The sequence below is a fragment of the Flavobacterium sp. T12S277 genome (assembly GCF_048514875.1).
GTDB lineage: Bacteria > Bacteroidota > Bacteroidia > Flavobacteriales > Flavobacteriaceae > Flavobacterium.
In genome coordinates, this window is sequence record NZ_JBLYEG010000023.1 from 21,088 (window position 1) to 40,112 (window position 19,025).

General features: G+C 37.1%; 9 protein-coding genes. 2 read left to right on the forward strand and 7 right to left on the reverse strand.

The window, feature by feature from the left end:
• Positions 1–128: 128 nt before the first annotated feature.
• The 7 genes from ACN1CN_RS21510 to ACN1CN_RS21540 form a co-directional block, all read right to left on the reverse strand.
• Positions 129–3,227 (reverse strand): efflux RND transporter permease subunit, encoded by a 3,099-nt coding sequence (locus tag ACN1CN_RS21510; protein ID WP_419137552.1) that lies wholly within the window; start codon positions 3,225–3,227, stop codon positions 129–131.
• 79 nt (positions 3,228–3,306) lie between these two features.
• On the reverse strand, positions 3,307–4,572 hold the full coding sequence (locus tag ACN1CN_RS21515; RefSeq protein ID WP_419137554.1) for a carbohydrate porin: 1,266 nt from the start codon (positions 4,570–4,572) through the stop codon (positions 3,307–3,309).
• Positions 4,573–4,576: 4 nt separating this feature from the next.
• Positions 4,577–5,662 carry an efflux RND transporter periplasmic adaptor subunit gene (locus ACN1CN_RS21520; protein ID WP_419137556.1) on the reverse strand — a complete coding sequence of 362 codons (1,086 nt, stop codon included), beginning with the start codon at positions 5,660–5,662 and terminating at the stop codon, positions 4,577–4,579.
• A gap of 11 nt (positions 5,663–5,673) precedes the next feature.
• A complete protein-coding gene (locus tag ACN1CN_RS21525) occupies positions 5,674–6,918 on the reverse strand; it encodes a TolC family protein (RefSeq protein ID WP_419137558.1) in 1,245 nt (414 codons plus the stop codon).
• 84 nt (positions 6,919–7,002) lie between these two features.
• Positions 7,003–8,364: an ATP-binding protein gene (locus tag ACN1CN_RS21530; protein ID WP_419137560.1), complete on the reverse strand. Its 1,362-nt coding sequence runs from the start codon at positions 8,362–8,364 to the stop codon at positions 7,003–7,005.
• The gene (locus ACN1CN_RS21535) at positions 8,361–9,041 is read right to left on the reverse strand and encodes a response regulator transcription factor (RefSeq protein ID WP_419137562.1); all 681 of its coding nucleotides are present in this window, start codon (positions 9,039–9,041) and stop codon (positions 8,361–8,363) included. The genes ACN1CN_RS21530 and ACN1CN_RS21535 overlap by 4 nt, the downstream gene beginning before the upstream one ends.
• A gap of 164 nt (positions 9,042–9,205) precedes the next feature.
• The gene (locus ACN1CN_RS21540) at positions 9,206–10,294 is read right to left on the reverse strand and encodes a M42 family metallopeptidase (RefSeq protein ID WP_419137563.1); all 1,089 of its coding nucleotides are present in this window, start codon (positions 10,292–10,294) and stop codon (positions 9,206–9,208) included.
• 81 nt (positions 10,295–10,375) lie between these two features.
• Here ACN1CN_RS21540 and ACN1CN_RS21545 point away from each other — a divergent pair, with 81 nt between their 5' ends.
• Together ACN1CN_RS21545 and ACN1CN_RS21550 are read left to right on the forward strand one after the other, a co-directional pair.
• Positions 10,376–11,059, forward strand: a complete 684-nt coding sequence (locus ACN1CN_RS21545) for a DUF4294 domain-containing protein (protein WP_264524142.1) — start codon at positions 10,376–10,378, stop codon at positions 11,057–11,059.
• A 303-nt stretch (positions 11,060–11,362) separates the two neighbouring features.
• Positions 11,363–18,262, forward strand: coding sequence for a S8 family serine peptidase (locus ACN1CN_RS21550; protein ID WP_419137565.1), 6,900 nt, complete (start codon positions 11,363–11,365; stop codon positions 18,260–18,262).
• Positions 18,263–19,025 lie beyond the last annotated feature (763 nt).

Here is a 19,025-nt window from a genome sequence, read left to right on the forward strand (position 1 = left end):
ATGATCTTAAAGAAAGCAGGAGCATTTCTTTTTCTGAAGCGATATAAAAAAAACACCATTAAAAATAATGGTGTTTTTTCGTTAAAACGGAATCAAATTAATTTAACCAATTAATATCTTAAACCTCTTTATTCAATTGGAACGTGTTTTTTGCGGTTGAATACCCAGAAGATGATTGGGAAAACCAAAAGTGTCAGAATCGTTGCCGTAATCAAACCTCCAATGATAACAATTGCCAATGGTTTTTGTGATTCAGAACCAATTCCTGTAGAAATGGCGGCCGGCATTAAACCTATCGAAGCCATCAGGGCAGTCATAACCACAGCTCTTGTTCGGGCTTTTACCCCCATAAAAATGGATTCTTCGAGTGAGAACTTTGCCTTTAGATTGTGATGGAACTCGGAGATCAGAATCACCCCGTTTTGAATACATATTCCAAGTAAGGCAATGAAACCAACACCTGCTGAGATTCCAAAATTCATTCGGGTAAGATGCAGCGCAATAATTCCACCAATAATGGCAAAAGGAACATTGGCTAAAACCAGCAGCGAATCTTTAATATTTCCGAACAGTATAAACAACAGTACAAAAATTCCAATCAAACTAATCGGTACAACCTGAGCTAAGCGGGCACTGGCGCGAACCTGGTTTTCAAATTCTCCGGTCCAGCCAACGGTATAACCTGTTGGAAGCTTCATTTTGGCCACTTTTGCCTGTGCTTCTGCAATGGTACTTCCCAAATCACGATCACGAACAGAGAATTTGACCCCAATAAAACGTTTGGTATTGTCTCTGTAGATAAAAGCGGGACCCGTTATGGTTTTTAAATCGGATATTTCTTTTAACGGAATTTTAATTCCGCTAATAGTTGGAACTTTAAGTTCGGCAATATCATTTTCATCTTTACGATATTCTTTTGAAAAACGGACTCTCACATCAAATTTTTTGTCATCTTCATATTTTTGAGTAGCTGTTTTTCCTCCAAAAGCCAATTCTAAAACAGCTTGTGCATCACTTAAGGTTACACCGTAAGCAGCCATTTTATCTCTGTCGAGGACAACACTTATCTCAGGCTGCCCAACATTTCTTAGTATTCCGGCATCTTTTATACCCGGGATGTTTTTTATTTGCGCCAAAACTTCATTGGAAAGTTCGTCCAGTTTATCGAGATCATCTCCGTAGATTTTTACGGCGTTTGAGGCTTTAAAACCGGCAACAGATTCGGCTACGTTATCAATTACGGGCTGCGAATAATTATAGGTAATTCCCTGATGAACTCTCAGTTTTTCGTCCATTTCGTTAATTAATTCATCCATTGTAATTTTTCGTTTCCATTCCGATTTTGGTTTCAAATCTACCTGAAGCTGTATAAAACCAAAGCCATTGGGATCTGTTCCGTCGTTACTTCTTCCGGTTTGCGATAAAACATTTTTAACTTCCGGAAAGCTCTCCAAATCTTTTCGGATGATAGCGGCTGTTTTAACACTTTCAGGCAAGGAAGTACTCATTGGTAATTCGGCCGTTACCCATAAAGCGCCTTCATTTAACTGTGGTAAAAACTCGGTTCCTAAAAATGTAGCCGAGAAGAAAACCGTTACTAAAAGGGCTATAGAGCCAATAAGTGCTTTTACTTTATGCTTAAAAGTCCAGGCAAAACTTTTACCTACAATTCGATCCCAGAAATTGACAAACGGGTTGTTTTTTTCCTTTACATTTTTGTTTAATAAAATATGCGATAAAACGGGTACTAGTGTCAGCGTAAAAAGTAAGGCTCCCATTAAAGCAAAACCAAGGGTGTAGGCCAGAGGTGAGAACATTTTTCCTTCTACTTTTTGAAAAGAGAATATGGGCAGTAAGGCTGTAATGATAATTAACTTAGAAAAGAATATGGCTTTACCCATTTCTGCTCCCGTTTTTTTAATCAGACTTCCTTTTGCAATTTTATTATAGGCCGTCATCCCTAATTGATGGGCCCGATGGTCTAATACGACAAATAATCCTTCAACCATTACAACTGCACCGTCAATGATAATCCCAAAATCGACCGCCCCTAAACTCAGCAGGTTGGCACTCATTCCCATCATTTTAAGGCACAGGAAGGCGAATAATAAGGATAACGGAATCACAATCGAAACCGTAAAAGTAGTCCTCCAATCGGCCATGAAAAGAAATACCACACAAGTAACCAGTATAATTCCTTCAAATAAATTATGCATAACCGTTTCGGTCGTGAAATTCATTAAATTATCACGATCGTAAAAGGTCACCAGTTTGATGTCTTTTGGAAGAACATTATCGTTCAGATCTTGTATTTTGGCTTTGATTAAGGCTAATGTTTCTTGTGGATTCTCACCTTTTCGCATTACAATAATACCTTCAACAACATCATCATTCTTAGCCAGACCGGTTTGCCCGACTCTTGGCATCGCACTTTCATAAACCGTTGCTAAATTTTTAACCAGGATTGGATTTCCATTAGCATCGTCTACGATAATATTTTCGATATCCTGAATCGATTTTAGAAGTCCAACTCCGCGAACGACAAAGGCCTGACCATTTTTTTCAATGATATCTCCACCAACATTCAAATTTCCTCCGTTTACGGCATTGTAAACCTGAAGCGGTGTAATGTTGTATTTGGCTAGTTTTATAGGATCAACTCCAACTTCATAAGTTTTAGTTTGTCCACCAAAAACATTCAGGTCGGCAACACCTGGAACAGAGCGCAATTGTTTGTCAATCACCCAGTTTTGGTAGGTTAGTAATTCCCTGCTGTCTCTGCTGTCACTTTTTACAATATATCTGAAAATTTCACCCGTGGGTCCATAAGGAGGCTGAACATCCGGTTCTACATCATCGGGTAGCGAAACATTTTTTAATAGGTTATTGACCTGAAGACGCGCAAAAGTATCATCGACACCATCGTCAAAGATAATTTTGATGACCGATAAACCAAACATGGTGATACTGCGAACACTGGTTTTCTTTTGTACCGAGTTCATGGAGATCTCGATAGGCGAGGTAACGAAACGTTCTACTTCTTCAGCACTTTTTCCATTCCACTGTGTAATGATAATAATTTGAGTATTGGTTACATCCGGAAAAGCATCGATAGGCATGTTCTTGAAAGAAATGAATCCTGCAACGGCCAATATTCCCACCCAGAAAAAGGTAAATGCCTTGTTTTTCAGGGAAAAAGCTATAATGTTTCTTATGAATTTGTTCATTTTAAAAAGTATTTTTAATGATGAATTTTTGTTTTTGATGCTGCTGTGCGGAGCATTTTTTATAATCTGTATTTCTTAATTAGAATTCGGTATGAAAACGCAAGGCAAAAAACTGAACGGGGCCTCTGTCTTTATTATAGGCGGGATTCATGGCAAACTGGTAATCCGGCGAAAGTGTAATATGGGTATTAGGAACTAAAAACGAATAGTACAGCTCTACAATTTGCTCGACACCATAATTCAGCGTACCGTCACCAATCATAAAACCATTTCCTCCGAGCTTTTGATATTGTTTGTGTGAATCCGATAATCCGTTGGCGACTATGGCAATACCGGCAAAATCATGGGTTCGGTTCCACATTTTTCCGTTCAGGTTCATTCCCAACTGTGCCGATCGGTCAATCTCCGTAAAAGCCCAGGTTTCATTTTTACCGTCGTTATAACTCATTCTGGCAAACAGTCCCCAATTATCTCCGTGTGTATAATCCATATTTAAACCAATGCCATACTTGGTGCGTCCATTTTGTCTGGTACTTTTTATATCTGGAATTGTGGTGAAGTTTGAATTGGCTTCGTTGTAATTTCCCATCCCAGCTGTATTTCTAAAACCTAACAATTTAATGGTTCCTGTATCTTTATTTTGAAAGGTCAGCTGCTTTTCAATTTCTACGTTTATGGCGTTATAATCTTTAAAACTAAACTCAACATTTGGACCGTTAGCATTGGTAGGCAAAGCCGACCATGAAGCTCTTAGCTGCCAGGAGTCCAATTGGTAATTCGCATATAATCCATCGGTATATCCGCGGGTGTTTGCAGCATAATCCCACGCTCCATGTGTCATTAGGGCCCAATTTAAAAATTGTGTTCTGGGATCGTGCGAGTAGCGATTGGTATCAAAATAGTCGGATAGTCCGAATTTTCCAAAAACCAACTGTAAGGATTGGTTGTTTTTAAATTGAAATTTTTGTTCCAAAAGCATTCTGGCCACATAAACAACTGGTTTAGTATCTCCAATTCTAAAAGTTTCCCCATTAGGAAAACCGCCCAATCCTTTAGCCTGAGACAAACCTTCGCCTCCTGACATTTCAGGATTAAAAGTTAGGGTAGCGCCTTTCCAAAGCGGAACATCAAGATATAAAGTTGATGTTAACGACAGAGCGCCTTCGGCTTCGGGCGACATACTGTTGGTCCCGGAATAATTAGCATGAAAAGCCGGATGGTATTGATAGATAGACGTCATTTGAAATCCCAAACTATATTTTCGTATCGAATCAGTTTCTTGCGAAAAGGATAGTGTTGAAATAAATAACGTGGCAAACCCCAATATTTTTACAGACTTTTCCATCTCATTATTCGTTTAAGGCACGATAGATAAATAACTGATTGTTGGTAATTACTTTTTCATTTTCTTTCAGGCCTTTCGAAATATAGGTTACATCGCCTACGACTCTGTAAATGTCTACTTGTCTGGTCTCAATGTTATGACGATCTTTAAAAATCATGACAAAGTTTTTACTTTTATCAAAAACAATCGCTTTACTGGGTACGGCTATCATAGATTGAGCTTCGCTATACGATAACTTAATATTCGCATTCATATCGGGTTTCAGCATATAACCAGGATTTTCCAGTTTTATACGTGCCTGCATGGCTTTGGTCTCAGGGTCAATAACATTGAAGATTTTATCTACTTTTCCTTTAAAAACTTTATCAGGATAACTTAGTGTAGTAACATCGGCATCAATACCCAGTTTTACTTTGTTGATGTCAATTTCATTGATATTGGCCAATGCCCAAACTTCGCTGATCTCGGCAATGTCAAAGATGTTCTCAGAGCGGTCGTTTCGCAAAAGCATATCCTGATTGATGCTTTTTTGAATGATGAAACCGCTAATTGGTGCCGTTACTTCATAAATAGAACCTGCTTTTATATTGTAAATTTTATACGTTTCCTGAACTTTACTCAATTGTGATTGCGCTTTATTTACCTCCGATTTTGCCTGAAGTACATCGCTTTCAGAGTTTAACTTTCCGTCAAATAATTCCTGTGCTACTTTTAAATGATTTTTGGCTACCAGCAAATCATTCTTGGCATCGATAGATTGCTTTTCAAAATCGGCAATATCGGTACTTTTTATAGTAGCCAGAACTTGTCCTTTGCGTACATAATCGCCAAGTTCGACATTTACTTTAATGACATTTCCGCCCACAAGGGGGTAAACATCAATCATTTTGTTATTATCGGCGGTAATTTTTCCGTAAAAACTCAATACATTTTTTACAGGTTGTGTTACTGCCTCCGCTGTTGTAGTGGTTTTCAGCATCGATTCGCTTAAAGCAAAAGAGGTGTTTGTTTCCGGATTTTCAACTTCTTTTTTGCAGCTTACGAGGGATAAACTCACGAAAGCAATTCCTATTAGTAGTTTATATTTCATTTTATTTAGTTTTAGAATAAGTCTTTGTTGATGGTACTGTTTAATTCCTCGCCTGAAAGAATTACTTTTTTCTTTAGTTCGTTTACCTGAATAGCGGCCTGATTGTAACTTTCCATAAAATCGGTAAATTCTAATAAACTGATATTTCTTTTCTGAAAGTTGGTCAGGATTCCATTGTAAACTGCTTCAAAGTCTGAATTTACAGTTGGTTTGATGACCACATAGTTTTTGCGGGATTCTTCCCATTTGTTCCATGCCGATGTAATTTCGGTTTGCAGTTGCAGGTCAAAATTTTGCTTTTCAACTTTTGATTGCTCTAAAATGGTTTTCGCATATTTAATATTTCCCTTGTTTTTGTTCCAAAGAGGCAATGGAATTCCAAGTGTCAGATTGGCTTCTCTGTTAAAAGCTCCGCTGCGCTGATCGTAAGTGGCGCCCACAGTAATATCAGGAACAGAAAGTGCTTTTTGCCATTTTACATTTATTTCATTGGCTTCGATATCCTTTTGTTTGGCTAAATAATCCGGACGATTCGCAATGGCTTCATCCTGAAAGGTTTTAAGATCAAAAGGAACGGTTTTCAGGTATTTATTAAACTCTTCTTTAGAGACTTCCGGAATTACGTTTTCGGCAGAATTTAAAAGCAATTTTAAGTTGGCCTGTTCTTCAATGTTCTCATTGACCACTTCCATACGCTCATTTTTGAAATTCAAATACAGCGATTGCAAACGAACAAGATCCCGTAAAGGAAGATTGCCTTTTTGTACCTGCACCGAATAAGAGCTGATCAGATCTTCGATATGAGCAAGCTGATTGTCGGTAGTTTCTAGGCTTTTTTTGTTGTAGAATACGGTATAAAAACTTTTCCTTAATTGCAGTTTTAAAGTTCTTAGTAAATCATTAAACTGTAATTCGGCCAATTGTTCATTGGTTTGAGCCAGCTTAATTTCGTTGCGTTTTTTTCCGCCCAGATAGATCAACTGCTCAATGCCAAATGCTTTTTGCCCTTGCTTTCCGATATCAAAATATTGATTTCTTTCGGGGTTGTAGGCATTAAGTTCTGCCGTTACTGAGGGATTATCCCAAATTCGGGCCTGAATGGTTAGTGCTTTAGAAGCATCGATATTGTATTGTGATGCCAACAAAAAGAGGTTGTTTTTAAGAAATTGGCTTTCACAGTCCTGAAGGGTGACTGTTTTTTGAGCCAAAACTACCGGACCGAAAAGTACAAGTAGGAATGCACAGAGTTTTCTCATTGTATCATTTTTAATTTATACAAATATGCTATCACCGGACTTTAAGACACCTTAAAATCTACCTTAAAAATAACTTAAAATAAATTAGGAATGAAAAAATAACTGAAATAAATTCGTGTTAATATATGGAACACTGTAGGTTATAGATGCGTTATGAAGGGTTAGGATACGTTGAACAATACGTAATCCAAGGCCAAAACCCGAAGTCCCTTTCGAATTTTTGCCGCGCATAAAAGGTTGAAAAAGATTTTTTTGTTCTTCCTCATTTAAAGTCTCTCCCGTGTTTGAAATGGAGAGCACTAATTGATCGTCCTGAGTACTGATGGTCACTTTTGCCTGTTTGTTATCAGAGTAAACACAGGCATTTTTCAGGATATTGGTCAGGGCAATTTCCAGTAAATTTTTATTGCCATTTACCTCTAAAGCCGTATCCAGATTGTTGTTTTCTTCGATTTCAAATAAAATTAGAAATTCGGGATAACTTTTATTCAGATTTTCTATGGCCGAAAACAAAATTTCATCCATACGATGCAGTTCTGTGCTTTCGTTTTTCTTGTTGTCAATTTTAGAAAGAATCAACAGTGAGTTAATCAATTCAGTCAGTTGATTGATATCGGACAAAATGGTTTTTAAAAAGCTTTTCCCTTTATCTGATGTTGCGGGATCGGCAATAGTGTTCTCAATTTGTGAAGTAATTCTCGATAGGGGAGTTCTTAGTTCATGAGAGGCATTAGCCGTAAATTCTTTTTGTTTTTGGTACGAAACTTCAATCCGGTCCATCATGAAATTAAATTCATTGGCAATCAGATCAATTTCATTTTTATTGTTTTTGGAAGCAACGCGGGTATCGAGATTGTTCTCGTTTATGTTTTTTATTTTTTGATGAAAAATGCTTAGCGGACTCATGGCTTTTTTGACCATAAAAGAGGTCAAAACCCAGCAAATACAGGAGAAAAAGATATAAGAAATGACTAAGGTATAGCGGAGGAAAAGTAATTTTCGTTTGCCATAATCGTCGGTGGCCGATATTAAAGCATAAAAATCCCTGTCTTTAGTATCATAAAAAACACCATAAACTTCGTAATCGCCCTGCTGCTTAAAAAAGGTTTTATGCTTTTTGAGGTATTTTAAATCGTCAACCGACCAGTTAATTTTTGCATCGTCAATACTGCTGTAGATGAGTTTAAAATTAGAGTCAAAGACCAGTGTTTTTTCATCATACAATCGGTTGATCGAATTTTGGTCGATCATTTTTAAAAGCTGATCGTCGACTTCTTTAACGTTGACTAAAAGCTTGATGTTCGAAAGCGCCTTAATTTCCAGTCTATCGCGAAATTCTTCTTTCCTAAAATTAGAATACAAAACAAATATCAATGTAGAAGCCAATCCAAAAAGGATTGTAAATAATAAGCTTACTAAAAGTGATATCCGGTTTTTTAAAGTCATTCCTGATCGCTTAGATAATATCCGTAGCCAACTTTGGTCCGAATCAGTTTAACAACATGATCCTTGTCGATTTTTTTTCTTAAAAAATTAATGTAAACTTCAATCGTATTCTGATTGGTTTCGATGTGATAATCCCAGAGTTTCTCGGCAATGAATTGTTTCGATAAAACTTTACCTTTTGCATGAGCGAGAATCAGAATCAGCTTAAATTCTTTAGGAGTTAGTTTGATTTCTTCACCGGAACGAAATACTCTCATATCGCTTTCCAGAATCTCCAAATCGGCAATAACTATTTTTGTTTCTGTCTGTTGTGGAATTTCCTTTCGACGTAAAAGGGAGGAGCTTCGGGCATAGAGTTCCTCAAAATGAAAGGGTTTAACCAGATAATCATCGGCACCACTATCAAAAGAAGCCAGCTTATCCTCGATTTCGCTAAAAGCAGTAAGCATGATAATTGGCGTCTTTTTATCGACTTCGCGAATGCCTTTGCAAACTTCAATACCATTACTGCCCGGAACATTAATATCCAGAATGATTAAATCATATTCGTAAGGAAAATATTTTTTCAGCAATAACGAGCCATCATAATAGGGAAAACACTCAAACTCTTTTGAAGTAAAGAATGCAGAGATTTCTTTAGATAAGGTAAAATCGTCTTCGAGTAGCAGTATTTTCATAGTATTCTGGTTGGATTTTTAGTTCTTAGTCCTTAGTCCCTAGTGCTTAGTCCCTAGTTCCTGGTGATTTGTTATTACGATTAGTAGCTAGGGACTAATTACTTCAAAATTATAACTTATCTTCATGAAATCTAAGCTTAGAGCTAAGGACTAGGCACTAAGCACTAATTAAAATAAGAAAAAGTTTCGTTGTTTTCAATTTTAAGTAGTGATTCGTAAATCAATTGAATTACATTTTCAACATCTTCTCTCTGAACCATTTCTACAGTAGTGTGCATATAACGCAAAGGCAGAGAAATCAATGCTGAAGCCACACCGCCGTTACTGTAAGCAAAAGCGTCGGTATCGGTTCCTGTAGCACGGGAAGTCGCATGACGCTGAAACGGGATTTTCTTTTCTTCTGCGGTATCTACGATCAGATCACGAAGTTTATTTTGTACGGCAGGCGCATAGGCAATAACCGGTCCTTTACCCATTTTTAAATCTCCTTCTACCTTTTTATCGATCATTGGAGTAGTGGTATCATGGCAAACATCCGTTACAATAGCAACATTTGGTTTAATCGTTTGAGCGATCATTTCGGCTCCGCGAAGTCCAATTTCTTCCTGAACAGAGTTTACGATATACAAACCAAAAGGAAGTGTTTTTTTATTCTCTTTTAACAAACGCGCTACTTCGGCAATCATAAAACCACCCATTCGGTTATCGATAGCACGACATACAAATTTATTTTCGTTCAAAATCATAAATTCGTCCGGATAAGTAATCACACAACCTACATGTACGCCCATTGCTTCAACCTCTTCTTTGGTTTCACAGCCTAAGTCGATAAAAATATTACTGATTTTTGGTGTTTCTTCTTTAGCCCGCAAACGGGTATGAATAGCAGGCCATCCGAAAACACCTTTTACAATTCCCTTTTTCGTATGAATGTGTACTCTTTTGGAAGGGGCGATCTGATGATCGGAACCACCATTTCGAATTACATACAACAAACCATCATCTGTAATGTAGTTCACATACCATGAAATTTCATCGGCATGCCCTTCAATAACTACTTTAAACGGAGCATCGGGATTTATAACTCCTACAGCCGTTCCGTAAGTATCCGTAATAAAAGTATCTACATATGGTTTCAAATAATTCATCCAAAGTTTTTGCCCTTCGCTTTCGTAGCCTGTAGGGGAGGCGTTATTGAGATAGCTTTCCAGGAAAGCAATTGAGGTATCTTTTAAGATCGATTTTGTGCTCATAAAAATATTTTTTTGCTAATTTATAAATTTGGTATCAGAGTTGTATATAAATATATAATTTTACATTTAAATTATGACTCGATGAGATTTACTGCCCCTATTTTATTTTTTATATTGATTTCGTTAACTAGTCAGGCTCAGGTTAAACCCAAAGAGAATGAGCAAATGGGCTACATATTAACCGAGCAGGATTCGATTTTGAATGATACTATCGAATTGCCTGAAATTATCATTTCTAAAGAAAAACTGGATCCCGAAGCGCAAAAGCAATTCACGATTCTGCAAAACCGTGTGTATAAGGTATATCCGTATGCAAGGCTTGCCGCAGATCGATTGACAGCATTGAATAACGGAATGGCACGTTTGAAAACCAACCGTGAAAAGAAAAAGTATTTTAAGATTGTGGAGGACTATCTTAATAACGAATTTGAAGCGAGACTTAAAAAACTGTCCCGTAAACAAGGTCAGATTCTGGTCAAGCTCATTCACAGGCAAACCGGAATAACCACTTACGAGTTAATCCGAACTTTAAAAAGTGGTTTTAAAGCTTTTGTATCCAATACCACAGCCAATTTATTTGACATTAGTTTAAAAACCGAATACAAGCCTTTTGAATCTAATGAGGATTATTTAATTGAAACGATTTTGGTGCGGGCATTTGATTCCGGAAAACTCGTCAATCAAAAAGCAGCAAATCCTGTAAATTATGATGATTTAATGAGTCAGTGGGAGGCGAAAGCAAAAGAGACAAAAGCAGAAAAATAACCGCATTTTATTTAAAATATTTCAAAAAAGACTTACAAGTAATTTTGTAAGTCTTTTTTTATGGTTTTTGGTTTCGGATTACAAAGTAAGTTCTAATCAAAAGAATTTACTTACTTAAATTACGATTTTTTGATTTTTCGCTGAAGCCCCGTAAAATAAGCGTTTTTGTTATAATTTTTGTAGTTAAAAGAGTTTTTGCTTTGTTTTTTAACAAATTAATTACAAATATAATTTGTCAATTATAGTTTAATTTGTAGGTTTACTGATTAACAACCACTATGTTAACCAAAACCAATTTAATCTATGAGAATAAAACTACTTACACTATTTGTGTTATTAGTGACTATGTCCTTATGGTCACAAAAGACATCTGACAGTGATTTTGCCATTTCCGTCAACGGAAATAAAATCACGACCACTTCCAATTTTAAACAGCAGTTTAAAGACAAAAAAAGTACCAGTAAACAAAACCTTAAAACTGAGTACACACTGTTGCAGTTTACAAAAATCCCTTCTGTAGAAGAGCAACAAAAGTTAAAATCGCAAGGGATAACATTACTTAGTTATTTATCGAACAACGCTTATTATGCGGAAATTGCTCCTGAATTTTATAACAAGAGCAGTGTTTCCGACAATATAAGAGCTGTGATCGCCGTAGATCCAAAATTCAAACTGGATCAAATGATTGTAGACAATGCAATTCCGGATTACGCTTTAGAGGGTAATAGCGGAATTAAAGTGGTCATCAGTTATTTTAAAGGGGTTGATAACAAACGTATCCAACAGGACCTGGCAGGTTTGTTTTTGAAAAACAGCAAAAATGACACGACCTTTAATGAAATCTATGTTCAGGCTTCAAAAGAGAAACTGGAAGAATTAGCAAAGTTCAATTGGGTACAAAATATCGAATTGGCTGCGCCTCCGGTAGAAAGCGACAACAAGCCGGGTGTAACTTCGCACAAAGCAAATGTTTTGGGATCTACAATTCCGGGCTTTGGTTACGGATTAACCGGTAAAGGAGTAAAAGTGGGTGTTTGGGATGGTAACTTGGAACCACATAAAGACCACACTGGAAGAGTAATTAACAGAGAGTACGAATCAAATTCGTCGCATGGTGATCACGTTTCCGGAACTATTGGTGGTGCTGGTTTATTAGATCCAAAAGCAAGAGGAATGGCTCCTGAAGTACAAATGTACGGATGGAACTTTAATACGCAGTCTAATGGTCTGACTGTTCAGGCAGAAAGAGCTATCGCTGCTACTCAGGACGGTATTGAGATCACATCAAACTCGTACGGAGTAAATTTAGCTTCAGGTTATAATACTGGAAGATACAATAGCGGTGATCGTGGAGACGACAACGTTACGGTGACATTCCCTTATTTATTAAACATTTATTCAAACGGAAATGCACAAACCGCATATCCGGGTGGATTTAATACTTCAACTAAAAATTCAAAAAACGCGCTGCATGTGGCTGCTAATAATCCGGATGATTTAATTAGTAGTTATAGTAGTTTCGGACCAACGATCGACGGTCGTTTGGTGCCTCAGATTGCCGCTGTAGGAACTAATGTGTATTCATTAGACTACAGTAACTCGTATCAAATTATGAGTGGTACTTCTATGGCGACACCTGGAACTACAGGTACAGTAGCTTTGCTTTATGAAAGATACAAGAACATTTACGGTACAAAACCATTGGCTTCTTTAATGAAAGCTTTGGTAACAGGTACTTCTAAAGATGCAGGAAATCCTGGACCGGATTATAAATATGGTTTTGGAAATTTAAATGGACTTAGAGCGATTAGAGCTTTAGACAACAAAATGTTTTATTCTGAGAGCGTATCGAACGGACAAAGCAATGAGAAAGAAATTGTTGTACCGGCCGGTTTAGTGACTTTAAAAGTGATGCTTGCTTATACTGATTTGCAAGGAACACCGGGAGCATCTTCTATTTTGGTTAACGATTTAGATGTTAAAATTGTAAAGGACGGTGTAACTACTTTACCATGGATATTAAATCCGACAACACCAAATGTGAATGCAGTTCGTGGAGTTGATAATATGAATAACATCGAACAGATCACTCTAGACAATCCTGCACCGGGAACGTATAAAATTATTGTTAGCGGTACAAGAGTGCCTATTGGTACACAGGAATTCTCAGTAGTATACGATTATGTAGCTCCGGAATTAACTTTGACTTATCCGATAGGAGGAGAAAAAATCAATACTGATACTACAGAATACATTCGTTGGGATTATGAAGGAGAGCCAAAAACGTTTACTCTTGAATATTCTGTTGATGGAGGAATTAACTATCAGGTAATCGCCAAAGATATTCCATCAGCAGCCAGAAATTTTGCATGGAAAGTTCCTGCGGGAATTGTGGCTAATGCAAAAGTAAGAGTGATTGCTGGTAGTAAAGTGGATACCTCAAGAGAAGTATTTACGATTATTACCGAGCCTAAAAACTTAGTGATAGCACCTTCAGCATGTGGGACTTCCTCTTATAAAATGGATTGGGATCCTATCGTAGGAGCAAAATACGAAGTTTTAAAAATGAACGGTTATAAGTTTGACGTTGTAGCAACAGTTACCGATCCTACTTATACTTTCGTAGTTGCACCTGGAAACGATAACTGGTTTTCCGTAAGAAGCATTGATATTGCAACAGGACTAGTTTCTGAGCGAGTAAGAGCGGTAAATGTAGAACCTGTTTCCGGAGCTGTTGTTAGTGCGGTAACACTTCCTTTTACTGAAAATTTTAACTCCAGAAAAGCATCAAATTATGTATTTTCTAAAGGTACAACCGGTACTGTGAAATACGAATACGTTAATGCAAGTTTTGTAGACGGAGCAAAAATGGCCGGATCTGGGGATGTATCTGCTTCACCGTGGGTAGCTAGTACAACAGCAAATGCTTTCGCAAATAATCCAAACTTTGTTAAGAAAGTATCTTTCTGCGATATTGATGCCTCAAGTTTGGCTGGAAAAGCACTTCGTTTGAAATTTAATTTAATTTGGAATAGTGTTGGACCAACAAACAAAAACTTTTTCAGACTGGTTGTAAATGGTACACCTGTTAATAGTTCTGAAAATGTTGGTGTTTATGGAGGAACTGTTTTAAGCGGAAGTACTGAATTGATTTACGACTTATCAGCTTATGCGGGAACTATCTTTAGTATTGCTTTCGAATCTGTTATAGATAACGATGTAATTGTAGTAGCTAACGATAACGTATACAGTCATGTGTTTATTGATAACGTGTCTATTTTTGAAGCGACTACAACCGATTTAAAATTAACTTCTTTGGTTACCAATACAGGGCTTACAGCTACTGAAACGGTAAAAATAAAAGTATTGAACAATTCTCCTGTTGCAGTAAGTAATGTTCCGGTATCGTATCAAATCGACGGAGGAGCAGAAGTAATTGAAACTATCGCAGGACCTATCAATCCTTTAAGCGAGGTATCTTACGACTTTGTGCAAAAAGCAGATTTTTCAACTCCTAAACTTTATACAGTAGTTGGAAAAGTAAATTATACAGGTGATGTAGTTGCAGACAACAACTCCATTCAAAAAAGTGTAAGTAATATTGGAACTGATATCTTGATGGGTTCTGCCGCTCCGGCACCTACCTGTGCAGCAACATTTACAGATAGCGGTACACGTTTTGCTAATTATGGTGATAATCTTTCACAAACGATAACTTTCAAACCTAACGTAGTAGGAAACAGTGTAAAAGTGACTTTTTCTGCTTTTAATGTAGAGCAGGATTTTGATTATCTGTATGTTTATAATGGTACAAGTGCATCAGCGCCTTTATTAGGAACCTTTACAGGGAATACTTTACCTCCTTCTTTAACATCAACAGCTGCTGGAGGAGAGTTAACTTTTAGATTCACTTCAGATAGTAATACTAATGAATTAGGATGGATTGCTGATATTAGCTGTGTTGTAAAACCTATTGTAAATGACGTGTCAGTAGTTTCGATTACAACACCTGAGGTTTTAGGAAAAAAGAGCAGTACACATGATATAACCATTAGAGTAACTAATTTAGGACCAAATGTTCTGACGAACCATCCTGTATTTTATCAGGTAAATGGCGCAGCAAAAGTAACAGACGTTGTTCCTACAATAGCTGCTTATGGTACTGCAACTTTTACTTTTGCTACAAAAGCCAATTTATCAGTTGTGGATGCTACTTATACCATCAAAGCCGGGACTGATTTAGCGGATGATAATCCTGCTAACGATTCCTTTGAAAAAGTGGTATACAATAAAAATGAATTACCGGTTCATACCAATACAAATGGGTATGCAATTTCGAAATTAAAATGGAATGATGTGGTAAACAATTCAGGAACTACAGCCTATTCTGATTTTAAAAATATAAAAATTCCGGTTTATGCTGGTTTTACCTATCAGCCGGAAGCGACAATCACCAAACCGGAGACACCAATCACAAGAGACTTGTCAGCGAGTGCAACAGGGGTATTTACCATGATTGTTATCGATTTAAATGGTGATGGAAATTTAACAGATGAATTTTATGCGGGAACTTTTTGGGTAAATACTACACCAACTTCTGCAGCACCTGCTATTCCATCTACAACAAGCACTCACTATTTCAGACACAATTTTACTCTGGTAGGAGGTTTAACTATTCCAGCGGGTACAACAGCTGGCGAAAAATTAATGCGTGTCGTTCATATGTTCCGTTCGCCATCAGAATATTACAATGTTAATTTGGGACCAACTTTTGACGGATTAACAAGTTCAAGAGGTGATTTTGAAGTAGAAGAATACACCATTAATGTATTGCCATTTACAGCTGCTGATGCAAGTGTAGAAAGAATTGCAGCGCCTATTAAACCAGGTAATGCACCAGTGGCGGTTACAGCTGTAATTCGTAACTATTCAACAGTAGCAATTTCGAACTTCCCTGTAGCTTATAAAGTTAATGGAATGGCAGAAGTAGTTGAGACTCATGTGCCTTCAATTGCTGCAGGGGCAACAGCTACTTTTACATTTGCTGCAAAAGCTAATTTAGGAGCTCCTGGCGATTATACGATTGACGTATACACCAAATTGCCTGCAGATACAGATCCAACAAATGATTCTAAGTCTGTAACACTTTCACATGCTGCAAATTATGCGACTAATGTTACAGGGACTTTTGATGGTGTAAACGATTTTATTAAAACTGATGTTTCGCCAATTTCACCAGCGCTGAATCTTACGAATAATTATACGTATGAGCTTTGGGTGAATCAAAAGCAGCCTTCTATTTTTGGTAGACTTTTAGATAAAGGTACAGCATTGATGTTTATACATAACAACAATAGCTTGTCACTTTATAAAGAGAATAGTTTAGTAATCTCGATTACAACAGCCGCAGGTTCGTATGTAATTAATACAGGTGTAAATACGATTAAACAAAATACATGGCACCATATTGCGTATTCCGTAAGTGCTGCCAATGTGTACACGGTTTATATTGACGGAGTTTCAGTTCCTTATACTAGTACAGGTACTGCAGGAGCATCAACTACAAATTCTACTTCAGCGGCTTATATAGGTAATAATGCAGGATTGGCTCGTGGTTTAATTGGTAATATCGATGAAGTTCGTATTTGGGCAGGAGTTCGCAATCAGGCAACAATTGCAGCAAATTCAACCACTAAATATGTTGGAAACGAACCTGGATTATTGGCGTATTACAGCTTCTCAGAAGGTGATAAACCGTTTGTATTTGATAGTACAATAAGCGATAACACAGCTGTTGTAACCAATGCCGATACCAATGGTGTAGGTGAGGGGAAATTCTGGAATGTACCGGTACTATTGCAAAAAATCGAGTTTGCCAACCAACTATCATCAAGTTATGATGCAGCAACCAAAACGTTCTCTATATTATTAAGTAATGGATCAGATCTAACAACTGCCATTGCCAATTATACCTTAGGAATGAAGAGTATTGCAAAAATTGGTGGAGTTACACAAGTTAACGGAGTAACGCCAAACGATTTTAGCAATCCGGTTACTTTAACAGTGGAAGGTGTTGGTTTTAATACCGGAATCACTGAAACCTATACTATTAAACTTGTAACAGGTTTAAGTGATCAAAGTAAATTGCTTTCTTATGACTTTAAAACAGTTTCAAACCCTAGTTTACCACAAGAAATCATCACTGATATTGCAGGAAACAATGTAACTAAAACGGTACCGTTTGGTTATAATGTAACCAATTTAGTAGCAGACTTTACTATTTCTGCGGGAGCTGAGCTTTTCGTAGACGGAGTAAAACAATTGAACTCAAAAGTAGTTGCTTCAGATTACAGTAATAGCTTCCTGGTAACGGTAGTTTCAGAGAACAAACTTGCTCAAACGAACTATACGATAGATATTAATGCGAAAAATTCTCAGGCTGGTATTCTTAGCTATTCTGTAGCCAATCAAATTGGAACAAGTATCATTGATCCGGTTTTGAAAACCGTTAAAGTTGTGGTGAATAATAATGCTAATTTGAGTGCCTTGGTGCCTGTTGTGCAGGTGTCGGATTTTGCTACATTGCGTATTGGAACCTATATTCAAACTAGCGGTGTAACTACCCTGAATTATACAGGACCAGTAGTGTATAATGTGACTGCACAAAACAGATCTATTGAAAACTGGACTGTAACGATTGAGGTGGCCAAACCTACAATTACATTGTTAGGTGATGCTGTAGTTTCAATAGACAAAGGATGTGTATTTACAGATGCAGGTTATACGGCTAAAGACAACCTTAATACAGATATAACTGCGTCAGTAGTAGTATCAGGTACTGTCGACGTAAACACTCCGGGTCAGTATGTAATTACCTACACCGTTAAAGACGCTTTGCAAAATCAATCAACAGTAACACGTACGGTAAACGTATCGTCTACTACCTGTACTTTAGGATTACCGGTTAATGTGATTGAAGGTTTTGTATTGTATCCAAATCCGGTTACGGAAGGAAAAGTACATATCGAATCGGCATCAGCTAGCACTAAAAACATTTTGATCTCTGACATGTCTGGTAAAAAAGTACATGCTGTTAAAACAGAGAAAACAGAAATCAATGTTTCAGGTTTACCAAGTGGTGTATACATCATCAAAGTAGAACAGGACGGAAACACTGCCGTGCAAAAACTGATTGTTAAATAAACATTCATTTTGTTATGGAAGTAGTCTTCCATAAATTATAATAACAACCCAACAGGTTTCAAAAACCTGTCGGGTTTATTTTTGTCTACCTATATATAAGAGTAATTTTTGTCCAACCGAGCGAAAATATAATAAGAGTGCTTTTGTCTGGCTGAGCGAAGTCGAAGCCATCAAGTTTAGAATTTGGAATTTAGAACTTGGAACTTGGAACTTGGAATTCGGAATTTGGAGTTTGGAGTTTGGAATTTTTTAGAAGCCCTCTCCCGCTATTCGTTACAATCTTTTGCTTTTTAAAGGAAAAAGCAAAAGGATTTCCACTTCTATCGGGGCTAGGGGATAGGTTTTCAAACGAAAATAACCCAAAAAACAAAAATGTAGCGTCTTTTTAAACCCGACAGGTTTTCAAAACCTGTCGGGTTTGTTTTGCGAGACCAGTAAAATCGGGGTATTTCAAAGGCAGGTGTAGTATTGAATCTAATTCACTAAAGAAAAACCTTTCAAAACCAAAAATAGGTTAAATTGTAAAAGGGGTGTTATCAGAGTGTTAACAAAAAGTTTTCAAAAACATCAAAAATACTTCCCTAAAAAGCTTGTGAAAGCGAATAAAGTGACTACTTTTGCACCCGCAACAGCGATAGACGTTCACCGAAATACTGGCAAGAGAGAGAATCAAAACGAAAAGAAATTTTCAAATAAAAATTCAAAAAAAGCTTGCGAGAATGGAAAACGGATATTACATTTGCACCCCGCAAAATATGCGAAG